Consider the following 10,690-nt stretch of genomic DNA (forward strand, 5'->3'; position numbering starts at 1 on the left):
AGCTCACTTTCGGCCCGTTTTTACACGAATCTCTGCCGACCCTCAATGCCGACCCGGCGACAATGCATCACCAGTTGCAGCGCATCCAGCGCAGCGCGCGAGAGATGGAACAGCTGATCATCCTGCTGCTGGCCCTGGCCAAGGACCCGGCGCGACTGGTGAAGACCAACAAGCCGCTGTCGCTGGACGCACTGCTGCCCCAGATAATCGACGATCACCAGCACCTGACCGCGGGCAAGTCGCTGCAGTTGTGCCTGGAGCCGCCCCCGCCTTGTGAGGTCCACGCGCCACCGGGCATTGTCCGCGCCGCAGTCGGAAACCTGCTGCGCAACGCCATCGAGAACAGCGACAACGGCCGCATCGACATCCGCCTGCAGGACGATGCCACCATCGTCATTCACGACCCCGGCCACGGCATGGGCCCTGAACAGATCAGCGCGATCTACACGCAAATGGCGCGCGGCGGCGGTGGTCGTGGTGATTCAGGTATCGGATTGGAGCTGATTTCACGCCTGTGCGAACACTTCGGCTGGCGTCTCGACCTGCATTCCGACCCGAAGCACGGCACCACCGCGGTTCTGCAGTTCACGAAATAGCGGGAGCGATACGTCAGGAGCGCAGCGCTGAGCAGAGCCTCCGCCTTGGGTCGAAAGTTCTCGCTCGATCAAATGTCCTCGTTCGACCGGGAGCGTGCGCGCCTCGGTGCCCCCCGCCCTGCGCCACAGTGGAATTGTATAACCCGACGCCTGACAGGTACCCTGCGCGGCCATGACCCGTTTCCGCCCCCGCCGCTTGTTGCCGTTCCTGCGCGTTCTCGTGCTGGCGCTGTTTGCGTTGGGGTTGGTGGTGCAACCCGTTCTGGCGGCCGCCGGAGAGATGCACGAACTTGCGCACGACCCCTCGGGCAAGCACAGCCACAACCTGCACGCCGACGAGTTGGACGCGGGGGCGGCCGCGGCCGATGAGCAAGACCAGGGCGGAGCCAAGACCCTGCACGTGCTACTGGATTTCTCGCACTGCTGCGGTGCAAGCGCGGCCACGCTGCCCGTGCTTGAGCCGATTCCGGCCGTCCCGGCGTCTGGCCGGCTGGCGATCGCGAAGGCTCCGATCCTGCTGCAAGCGCGCCTGACCTCTCCTTTCAAGCCTCCGATTTTCGTGTGACCGCGCCGCCGGCCTGACGCCGGCACCTGTCATCCGAATAACCCGGAGCAATCCCCATGCGTTTGCGACTTGCGGCTTTGGCTGCATTGGTCGTCGTGTGTGCCGTGGCCTTTCCCGCGCACGCCGCCGACCCCCTGACCCTGGACGACGCCTTTCAACGCGTCGCCAACACCCATCCCAACCTGCGCCTGTTCGGCGCCCGCCGCGACGTGCTGGCGGCCGAACTGGATCGCGTCTCCTTGCGGCCGGCATTGGTTGCCGGTACCAGCATCGAGAACGCGTTCGGTACCGGCGCGGCCAGCGGCCTGGACGGCGCCGAGATCACCCTGAGCCTGGCTTCGGTGCTGGAGCGCGGTGGCAAGCTCGATGCGCGCCGGACTTTGGCGCAAAGCCGGATCGATGCGCTGGCCGTCGAGCGCGAGACGCAGCGGCTGGACCTGTTGGCCGAAGTGGCGCGTCGATATTTGGCGGTCGTGGCCGCGCAGCAGCAAACCGCGATCACGCAGTTCGATATCGAGCAGCGCGAGCGCACCGTCGCCGAAGCCCGCAAGCGGTTGCAAGCCGGTGCCTCGCCCGAATCGGTGGTGCTGACCGCCCAAGCCGCACTGGCCCGTGCAGAACTTGACCACGCACGGGCGCAGCAACGCGAGACGGCCGCACGCCAGCATCTGGCAGCGCTGTGGGGTGAACGCGCCCCCTCATTTGAGGTGGCCGGCGGCGATCCTTTGGTGCTGCCCGAGGTGGCCGATTTCGCGGTGCTCGCTGATTGGCTGGCGCGGACGCCGGAGCTGGCACAGTTCGTCGGCGCCGCGCGCATCCGTGAAGCGCGCCTACAGCTCGCCCGCAGCGAGGCCACGCCGGATTTGGACTGGCAGGTCGGCGTACGCCGGCTCCAGGGCAGCGACGACTTCGGTTTGATCGGCAGCGTCTCGATCCCGCTGGGGAGTACAAGCCGGGCTCAACCGGCGATCCGGGCCGCCCGGGCCGAATTGGCCGGGCTGGAGATCGAACGGGAAGCCAAGGGCCTGTCGCTGTACTCGACGTTGGCTGAAGCCCACGGTCGTTACCGCGTCGCCGAGGTGGAGGTCGAGCGCCTGCAGAACGACGTGCTGCCCCGGCTGACCAAGGCCGAAGCCGCCACACGTGCGGCCTACCGCGCCGGGGCCGCCAGTTATCTGGAATGGGCGACGTTGCAGGCCGAGCGCACCGCCGCGCGCAAGCAACAACTGGAGGCCGCGCTGGATGCCCAGCGTGCCTTGATTGAAATCCAGCGACTCACTGGCCAAGCGTTCGTTGCCGGCACCGGGTCCAATACCGAACAAGGAGTTTCACCGTGAAGCCCATCCACCTGATCAGCGCGCTGGCGCTGGCATTGTCCTTGGCCGCCTGCGGCGGAGAGTCCGGCGGCGATGACCACGCCAACGAGGCCGCCGGCGAGCATGCCGCGGAAAAATCCGGCGAACACGCTGAAGCGGAAGCCGCAACTGGCGAGCACGGCGGCCGTCTGCTCCAACAGGGCGGCTACACCGTGGAACTGGCGATGGCCGACGCCGGCACGCCGCCGCGGTTCCAGGCCTGGCTGTATGAGGACGGCGAGCCGCTGCCGGCAACGGCCGGCAAGGTCGAGGTGCGGATAACCCGCCTGGGCGGCGAAAGCGCGACTTACACGCTGATCCCGCAGGAAGACGGTAGCCTGGCTGCCGCAGACACCGTCGCAGAACCCCATTCGTTCGAGGTTGAGGTGCTGGCCAGCATCGGCGACAAGATGCTGCGCTGGGAGTACCCGAGCTATGAGGGCCGCACGGTCATCACTGCGGCTACCGCGGAAAAATCCGGTATCAAGGTGCAGCCCGTCGGCGCCGGCGTGATTGCCGACGAGCACGAGGTGCAGGGCCTGCTGACGCCGATCGAGGGTCGGGTCGCCGAGATCACCGCACGTTTCCCCGGTCCCATTCGCTCGCTGCGCGCCAATGTCGGCGACCAGGTGCGCGCCGGGCAGACGCTGGCGACGATCGAAAGCAATCTCAGTCTGAGCAACTACAGCGTCGCCGCGCCGATTTCCGGTGTGATCACCGCGCGTCGTGCTTCGGTCGGCGGCCTGGCCGGCGAAGGGGCGCCGCTGTTCGAGATCGCCGACTTGTCGGAATTGTGGGTCGACCTGCACATCTTCGGTGCCGACGCCCAGCACATCCAGCCGGGAGTGCCGGTGGCGGTCACCCGGATGAGCGACGGCAAGACGGTCGAGACCGTGCTCGAACGCGTGCTGCCGGGCATGGCGACCGCCAGCCAGAGCACCGTCGCCCGCGCCACGATCGATAACGCCGACGGACTGTGGCGACCCGGTACAGCGGTCAAGGCGCGGATCACGGTCGAGCAGCAGCCGGTCGAGTTGATGGTGCCGCTGTCGGCGCTGCAGACCATGAACGGTGAGGAGGTCGTTTTCGTGCGCGTCGGCGACGCCTACCAGGCGCAGCCGGTGGAGGTTGGCCAACGCGATGGCCAACGGGTGGAAATCCTGTCGGGCCTGAACAAAGGCGATCAGGTCGTGGTCGAGGAAAGCTACCTCATCAAGGCCGACATCGAGAAAGAGGGAGCCTCGCATGAGCACTGAGCGCGGTTCCGGCGAGGGCGGATTGCTGGAAAGCATCATCCGTTTCTCCATCCACCACCGCTGGATGATGCTGGTGTTGACCCTGGGACTGATCGGCGTGGGCCTGTGGAGCTTCACCAGGCTGCCGATCGACGCCACCCCCGACATCACCAACGTCCAGGTGCAGATCAACACCGAGGCACCCGGCTATTCGCCGCTGGAGTCCGAACAGCGCGTCACCTGGCCGATCGAGACCGCGCTGGCCGGCCTGCCGCAACTGGACTACACCCGATCACTGTCGCGTTACGGGCTGTCGCAGGTCACCGTGGTGTTCGAGGACGGCACCGACCTGTACTTCGCACGCCAGCAGGTGGCCCAGCGGTTGCAGCAGATCCAGTCGCAGATCCCGGAAGGGCTGGAACCGCAGATGGGGCCGATCTCGACCGGCCTGGGCGAGATCTTCATGTATACGGTCGACGCGGCGCCAGAGGCACGCAAACCCGATGGCACGCCGTGGACCGCGACCGACCTGCGCACGTTGCAGGACTGGGTGATCCGGCCACAGATGCGCAACACGCCCGGGGTGACCGAGGTCAACACCATCGGCGGCTACGAGCGGCAGATCCACATCACCCCGGACCCGTTCAAACTGGTCGCGCTCGGCTTCACGCTGCAGGACATCGTCGACGCGGTGGCCGCCAACAACCAGAACATGGGCGCGGGTTATATCGAGCGCAACGGGCAGCAGTACCTGGTGCGCGTACCCGGCCAGGTCGGCGGCCTCGACGAGATCCGCAACATCGTGCTCGACCGCCGCAACGGCCTGCCGATCCGCGTGCGGGACGTCGCCCAGGTCGGCGAAGGTCCGGAACTACGCACCGGTGCGGCGACCCAGAACGGCGAGGAAGTGGTGCTCGGCACCGTGGCGATGCTGGTCGGCGCCAACAGCCGCGAAGTGGCCCAGTCTGCTGCGGTCAAGCTGAAAGCGGCCAACGCGAGCCTGCCGGCCGGGGTCGAGGCGACCGCCGTCTACGACCGCACCGAGCTGGTCGAACGCACCATGCAGACCATCTCGAAGAACCTGATCGAGGGCGCGCTGCTGGTGATCGTGGTGCTGTTCCTGCTGCTGGGGAACTTCCGCGCCGCGCTCATCACCGCAGCGGTCATTCCCCTGGCGATGCTGTTTACCCTCACCGGAATGGTGCGCGGCAGCGTTTCGGGAAACCTGATGAGCCTGGGTGCGATCGACTTCGGCCTGATCGTCGATGGCGCGGTCATCATCATCGAGAACTGCCTGCGCCGGTTCGGTGAGATGCAGCACCGACTCGGACGGGCACTCACGGACGAGGAACGCAACGACCTGACGGCCACCGCCACGGTCGAGGTGATCCGGCCCAGCCTGTTCGGCATGTTCATCATCGCGGCGGTGTACCTGCCGATCTTTGCGCTGACCGGGATCGAAGGAAAGATGTTCCACCCGATGGCGATCACGGTAGTGCTGGCCCTCACCGGCGCCATGATCCTATCGCTGACCTTCGTTCCCGCATCGATCGCGATCTTCATGGGCGGCCGCGTCGAGGAGAAGGAAAACCGGGTGATGCAGTGGACCAAGCGCCGCTACGCGCCCGCGCTGGCGTGGTCGTTGCGTCGTCGCAAGTGGGTGCTGGGTGGCGCGTTGGCGCTGGTCGTGGTCTCAGGCCTGTTGGCAACGCGGCTGGGCAGCGAGTTCATCCCCAGTCTGGATGAAGGCGACATAGCGATGCATGCGATGCGCATCCCCGGCACCGGTATCGAACAGGCGGTGAAGATGCAGATCGCGGTGGAGGAGCGCGTGATGCAGATCCCCGAGGTCGAACGGGTGTTCAGCAAGATCGGCACCGCCGAGATCGCGACCGATCCGATGCCGCCGAACGTGGCCGACACGTTCTTGATGATGAAACCGCGAGACGCGTGGCCCGATCCGCGCAAACCGAAAGAGGTGCTGATTGCGGAGATCGAGGCGGCAGTGTCGGAGATCCCCGGCAACAACTACGAGTTCACCCAGCCGATCGAGATGCGCTTCAACGAGTTGATTTCCGGCGTCCGCGCGGACGTGGCGATCAAGGTGTTCGGCGATGACCTGGAGACGCTGGTCGAGGTGGCCGAGCAGATCGAATCGGTGACCAAGCGAGTCAGCGGCGCGGCCGACGTCAAGACCGAACAGGCCACCGGCCTGCCGCTGCTGACGGTGGTTCCGGACCGTGAAGCGCTGGCTCGTTATGGGCTGAACCCGAGCGTGGTGCAGCAGACCGTCGCCACGGCCGTGGGTGGCCAGGTCGCCAGTGAGTTGTACGACGGTGACCGGCGCTTCGACATCGTGGTGCGACTGCCTGAGCAGATGCGCGTGGATCCAACAGCGCTGGAAGACTTGCCCATCCCCCTGGGCGGCAATGCAAACGCCGACGAGTCCAGCCGCGATCCCGCATGGTCGGACGACACTCCGCAGACCATTCCCTTGCGCGAAGTGGCGACGATCGAGAAGGTCCTCGGGCCGAACCAGATCAACCGCGAGAACGGCAAACGCCGCGTGGTGGTCACTGCCAACGTGCGCGATCGCGACCTGGGCAGCTTCGTTGCCGAACTGCAACAACGCGTGCAGCAGCAAGTCGACATTCCGGAAGGCTACTGGGTCGATTACGGCGGCACGTTCGAGCAGCTGATCTCGGCGTCCAAGCGGCTCGCGGTGGTGGTTCCGATGACGCTGGTGCTCATCTTCGGCCTGCTGTTCATGGCGTTCGGCTCGGCCAGGGATGCGGCAATCGTGTTCAGCGGCGTGCCGCTGGCGCTGACCGGTGGCGTGTTCGCACTCGCACTGCGCGGAATTCCGTTGTCGATCACCGCCGGCGTCGGCTTCATCGCGCTGTCCGGTGTGGCGGTGCTCAACGGCCTGGTCATGATCGCCTTCATCCGCAAGCTGCGCGAACAGGGCGACCCGCTGGACGATGCCATCGTCGACGGCGCGCTCGGCCGCCTGCGCCCGGTGTTGATGACCGCGCTGGTCGCCTCCTTGGGCTTCCTGCCGATGGCGTTCAACGTCGGCACCGGCTCGGAGGTGCAGCGGCCGCTGGCCACGGTCGTGATCGGCGGCATTGTGTCGTCGACGCTGCTTACGCTGCTGGTGCTGCCTGCGCTCTACCGTTGGCTGCACCGCGACGGGCCAGCAGATCTGCAGCCGGAGGCCCGCTGAGGTGAGCCACGACAACATCGAGATACGCGACGCACACCAGCGACGGATCCTGTTGATCGTCCTCGCCCTGAACCTCGCGCTCGCCGCGGGGTTCTGGGCCACAGGCCTCGCCGCGAGCTCAAGCGCCCTGATTGCAAATGGACTGGACAATGCGTCCGACAGCGCCGTCTACATCATCACCCTGCTCGCGCTCAGTCGTTCAGCAGCGTGGAAACGGTCGGCGGCCAAGGTTTCTGGCTGGCTGCTGATCCTGTTTGCCGCGGGGATCCTGATCGACGTGGGTCGTCGATTCTTCGACGATGCCGAACCCATTGGCACGACGATGATGGTGATGGCACTGGGGGCAGCCATAGTGAACGCGACATGCGTGTGGCTGCTCAAGACGATCCAACAGGCCAACGTCAACGTGCGTGCCGTGACCACGTTCAGCACCAACGATCTCGTCGCCAACGCGGGCGTGCTTGTGGGTGGCGGACTGGTGCTCTGGACCGGGCGGGCCTGGCCCGATCTGGTCGTGGGTCTTGCGGTGGCAGCGATCGCTCTGAAAGGTGGCATCGAGATCCTGCGGGATGCGCGTGGTGAAGAAAATGGTTAGCAAAGGCTGCTTGCTGCAATGTCTCCGCCGGATGGGCGCTGGTCATCCAGGTGGCCGAGGCCTCCTGCAGGCGGTGGCGGTGAAGTCGTGAGGGGGTTGGACGATGTACGAGACGGGCTGGAACGGCGCCAGATCCCGATCTATTTTTCGGCGATACCGCTCGGTTTTGCCGTCGCGTTGACCGTACCCGGCACCGGAAGGCTGGAAGTCCTGATCAATCCTGCGCTGGCATTGATGCTGTTCGTTACCTTCCTGCAGGTGCCATTGGTCAAGCTGCGAGCCGCGTTGGCGAACAGACGCTTTCTGGGTGCATTGCTGGTTGCGAACTTCGTGGTCGTGCCACTGCTTGTCGCGACCATGCTACCGCTGCTGCCAGCAGAGCCTTTGATCCGCATCGCCGTCCTCTTCGTCCTTCTGTGCCCATGCATCGACTACGTGGTCACTTTTTCCCACTTGGGCAAAGCGGACTCCTCGCTGCTGCTGGCCGCGACGCCGGTTCTACTGCTCGTTCAGATGTTGTTGCTACCGGTCTACCTCGGCGTTCTGATGGGGGCAGAATCGGCGTCATTGGTCCGGGCAGGCCCGTTCTTGCATGCGTTCGTCTGGCTGATCGCGGTCCCGCTACTGCTCGCGGCGGGCCTGCAGGCAGCCGCATCGCGCTCGCCGGTGGCGGCCCGTATTGCCGGCTTGGGTGGCGTCATGCCGGTACCTGCCACCGCGGGGGGGGCTCTTCGTCGTGATCGCAGCGGTGACACCGCAGCTTGGACCGGCCGGCAATGCTGCGGTTTCGGTCTTGCCGTTCTACATTGCCTTCGCGATCATCGCACCATTGCTTGGCCTCGCAGTAGCACGGATTTTCAAGCTGGCGGTTCCGGCGAAACGGGCCGTGGCGTTCGCGTCGGGCACGCGTAACTCACTGGTGATATTGCCGTTGGCCCTGTCGATCCCCGGCGCACTTCCCATCGTACCGGCGGTGATCGTGACCCAGACGCTGGTCGAACTGATCGCAATGCTGGCCTACATACCGCTGATACGAAGGGTGGCCACTCGCTGACTGCAGGCTGTCGGCAACAGATCGCTGTTACTTTGAGGTGCCCGCCGGCGGGTGCCGCAACGTGTCCAGGATGGCGCATTGGCCGCGCTCGCCCCCACTGCAGCTACCGATCACCCGTTCGAGCTCCGCGGCCATCCGCTGCAGGTCACCGAGCCGGGCCTGGATGTCCACCAGGTGCACGCGGGCGAGCCGGTCGACATCCTCGCAAGACAATCCGTCGTCCTCGGCCAGACCCAGCAGGCTGCGGATCTCCGCCAGGGAGAAGCCCAGGTCGCGACCGCGGCTAATGAAGCGCAATCGATCCACGTCCGTAGGCTGGTATTCGCGGTATCCGCTCGACGTGCGTGGAGGGGCAGGCAACAACCCGATGCGTTCGTAGTAGCGCACGGTTTCCGGATGGCACCCGCTCCGTGTCGCGACCTCTCCAATCTTCATGAGCCTGCCTTCATGGGCTTGACCCTGTAGCGACTACAGGCTTTAGGATCACCGACCTGACAGCGGTCCGCAATCCCTGCGTCCGCTCGCATATGGAGACTTGACCATGGGTGACTCGTGCGGCTGCGGAAGCACGGTGGATGTTCGCGCCCTGGAGGCGGGACAGCGGCGCGTGCTGATGATCGTGCTGGCGATCAACATCGCCACCTTCGTGATGATGATCGCGGCGGCGATTTACAGCGGATCGTCCTCGTTGCTGTCAGGCAGCCTCGACAACCTCGGCGATGCGCTGACCTACTTGCTGAGCCTGGTGGTGATCGGCGCCAGCTTGCGCGCCAAGGCCAAAGTAGCGCTGATCAAGGGACTGCTGATTTTCGGCGCCGCTGTGGCGGTCGCCATCCAGATCGGCTGGCGCCTGACCCATCCGGAGGTGCCGATCTTCGAGGCCATCGGCATTGCTGCGGTGATCAACCTTGCGTTCAACGCATTGTGCCTGTGGTTGTTGACACCGTACCGCTTCGGCGATGTGAACATGTCATCGGCGTGGGAGTGTTCGCGCAATGATCTGTACGAGGGTGTTGCGGTGCTGCTGGCGGCCGCCGGCGTGTGGCTGTTCGATGCAGGTTGGCCCGATCTGGTCATCGCCGGTGGACTGTTGCTGATGTTTCTGCGGTCCGCCTGGCGGGTACTCCGTATGGCTTGGCGGAGCTACCGGGACGAGGCGAAATAGCAAGTTGCGGCCCGGTTGCCCGGCCCAAGAGAAGAAACGCCCCCTTGCCGGGGCGTTCGTTCGCCGAGTTGGCTGATGATCGGCATCCATTGGCCACGACCGCTATCCGCAGCAGGGATTCTGTTGTTGGATCGGTGGACACGGCACCGTGCCGTACGAACAGAACACACAACAATCGCCCGGCTTGGGCCGCAGTACCGTGCCGCAGCTTGGACACTTGTAGAAAAACTGACAGGCCGTGGTAGGCATCATCTCGCTGGCCTGGTGCCTGCACTCTGGGCAGGTCAGCATGCTTTGCAGTTGCAGATCAGCCACCGTTTGTCCGTGCCTTGGCCGGGAAGCCTGCTTCGGTGATGGCCCGTGCGATGTCCGAAGCACTTGTACGCTCGGAATCGAAGGTCACCGTTACCGTGGCTGCCTTGGTATCGACCGCGGTGTCAGCTACGCCGGGCACCTTCTCGAGCGCCTTCTCAATTGTGATGCTGCACGTGGGGCAGGTCATGTTCGCGGCCTGCAACACCACCGTCTCAGTCGGGGCGGCCCCCGCCGTTCCGGCCCATATGACGGCCATCAAGGCCAATGTCCACTTGCGCATCGATCGTCTCCTACAGAAGCCAGATCACGTAATACGGAAACAACAACAACAAGGCGATCACGACCGTGGCCAACCAAAGCCAGCGCCGCCGGCGGCTCAAGGTGCCCGGATCCACGCAATGGCCTTCGACGCGGCATCGAGAGGATGGTCCGTACAGGCCCCAGAAGGCTAACCCCAGCGACAGCAGGGCGGCAGCACTGAACCAAGGGCGCCATGGATCCAGCGCGGTCAGGTTGCCGATCCAGGCACCACTGATGCCCAGCAGGACCAACGCCAGCGGCACGACGCAGCAGACCGATGCGCC

At 65.3% G+C, this 10,690-nt stretch carries 13 protein-coding genes; 9 read left to right on the forward strand and 4 right to left on the reverse strand.

Annotated elements, in window-relative coordinates; all coding sequences use genetic code 11:
• The 8 genes from N792_RS13160 to N792_RS14290 form a co-directional block, all read left to right on the forward strand.
• A partial coding sequence (locus tag N792_RS13160; RefSeq protein WP_198025599.1) for a sensor histidine kinase occupies window positions 1-596 on the forward strand: 596 nt, incomplete at its 5' end.
• Between the two features lie 172 nt (window positions 597-768).
• A complete protein-coding gene (locus N792_RS13165) occupies window positions 769-1,161 on the forward strand; it encodes a hypothetical protein (RefSeq protein WP_036196106.1) in 393 nt (130 codons plus the stop codon).
• 56 nt (window positions 1,162-1,217) lie between these two features.
• The gene (locus N792_RS13170) at window positions 1,218-2,498 is read left to right on the forward strand and encodes a TolC family protein (protein ID WP_036196110.1); all 1,281 of its coding nucleotides are present in this window, start codon (window positions 1,218-1,220) and stop codon (window positions 2,496-2,498) included.
• Between the two features lie 5 nt (window positions 2,499-2,503).
• The gene (locus N792_RS13175; protein WP_036196118.1) at window positions 2,504-3,772 is read left to right on the forward strand and encodes an efflux RND transporter periplasmic adaptor subunit; all 1,269 of its coding nucleotides are present in this window, start codon (window positions 2,504-2,506) and stop codon (window positions 3,770-3,772) included.
• Window positions 3,773-3,794: 22 nt separating this feature from the next.
• Window positions 3,795-6,977 (forward strand): efflux RND transporter permease subunit, encoded by a 3,183-nt coding sequence (locus N792_RS13180; RefSeq protein WP_036196120.1) that lies wholly within the window; start codon window positions 3,795-3,797, stop codon window positions 6,975-6,977.
• Window position 6,978: 1 nt separating this feature from the next.
• Window positions 6,979-7,572, forward strand: a complete 594-nt coding sequence (locus tag N792_RS13185; RefSeq protein WP_084105839.1) for a cation efflux transmembrane domain-containing protein — start codon at window positions 6,979-6,981, stop codon at window positions 7,570-7,572.
• A 96-nt stretch (window positions 7,573-7,668) separates the two neighbouring features.
• Entirely contained in the window at window positions 7,669-8,484 is an 816-nt protein-coding gene (locus N792_RS13190) for a hypothetical protein (RefSeq protein ID WP_198025600.1), read from the forward strand.
• Between the two features lie 19 nt (window positions 8,485-8,503).
• Window positions 8,504-8,626 carry a hypothetical protein gene (locus N792_RS14290; RefSeq protein WP_255516598.1) on the forward strand — a complete coding sequence of 41 codons (123 nt, stop codon included), beginning with the start codon at window positions 8,504-8,506 and terminating at the stop codon, window positions 8,624-8,626.
• Window positions 8,627-8,653: 27 nt separating this feature from the next.
• On the opposite strand, the gene N792_RS13195 is transcribed toward N792_RS14290, so the two are convergent.
• Window positions 8,654-9,061: a MerR family transcriptional regulator gene (locus N792_RS13195; protein ID WP_036196112.1), complete on the reverse strand. Its 408-nt coding sequence runs from the start codon at window positions 9,059-9,061 to the stop codon at window positions 8,654-8,656.
• A gap of 106 nt (window positions 9,062-9,167) precedes the next feature.
• On the opposite strand from N792_RS13195, the gene N792_RS13200 reads away from it, so the two are divergent.
• Window positions 9,168-9,791: a cation efflux transmembrane domain-containing protein gene (locus N792_RS13200; RefSeq protein WP_036196114.1), complete on the forward strand. Its 624-nt coding sequence runs from the start codon at window positions 9,168-9,170 to the stop codon at window positions 9,789-9,791.
• A 102-nt stretch (window positions 9,792-9,893) separates the two neighbouring features.
• On the opposite strand, the gene N792_RS14235 is transcribed toward N792_RS13200, so the two are convergent.
• The 3 genes from N792_RS14235 to N792_RS13210 form a co-directional block, all read right to left on the reverse strand.
• Entirely contained in the window at window positions 9,894-10,082 is a 189-nt protein-coding gene (locus tag N792_RS14235; protein ID WP_343122847.1) for a GDCCVxC domain-containing (seleno)protein, read from the reverse strand.
• A gap of 16 nt (window positions 10,083-10,098) precedes the next feature.
• The gene (locus N792_RS13205) at window positions 10,099-10,386 is read right to left on the reverse strand and encodes a heavy-metal-associated domain-containing protein (RefSeq protein WP_036196115.1); all 288 of its coding nucleotides are present in this window, start codon (window positions 10,384-10,386) and stop codon (window positions 10,099-10,101) included.
• Between the two features lie 10 nt (window positions 10,387-10,396).
• Window positions 10,397-10,690, reverse strand: a 294-nt coding sequence (locus N792_RS13210) for a mercuric transporter MerT family protein (protein ID WP_036196123.1), incomplete at its 5' end; no start/stop codon positions are given.

It is taken from the genome of Lysobacter concretionis Ko07 = DSM 16239 (genome assembly GCF_000768345.1).
Taxonomy (GTDB): Bacteria; Pseudomonadota; Gammaproteobacteria; order Xanthomonadales; family Xanthomonadaceae; genus Novilysobacter; species Novilysobacter concretionis.

What these genes read in the sequence shown, in the direction of transcription:
- N792_RS13165 (WP_036196106.1), top strand. Translation starts at nt 769, where the DNA reads ATGACCCGTTTCCGCCCCCGCCGCTTGTTGCCGTTCCTGCGCGTTCTC.
- N792_RS13170 (WP_036196110.1), top strand. Translation starts at nt 1,218, where the DNA reads ATGCGTTTGCGACTTGCGGCTTTGGCTGCATTGGTCGTCGTGTGTGCC.
- N792_RS13195 (WP_036196112.1), bottom strand. Translation starts at nt 9,061, where the DNA reads ATGAAGATTGGAGAGGTCGCGACACGGAGCGGGTGCCATCCGGAAACC.
- N792_RS13200 (WP_036196114.1), top strand. Translation starts at nt 9,168, where the DNA reads ATGGGTGACTCGTGCGGCTGCGGAAGCACGGTGGATGTTCGCGCCCTG.
- N792_RS14235 (WP_343122847.1), bottom strand. Translation starts at nt 10,082, where the DNA reads ATGCTGACCTGCCCAGAGTGCAGGCACCAGGCCAGCGAGATGATGCCT.
- N792_RS13205 (WP_036196115.1), bottom strand. Translation starts at nt 10,386, where the DNA reads ATGCGCAAGTGGACATTGGCCTTGATGGCCGTCATATGGGCCGGAACG.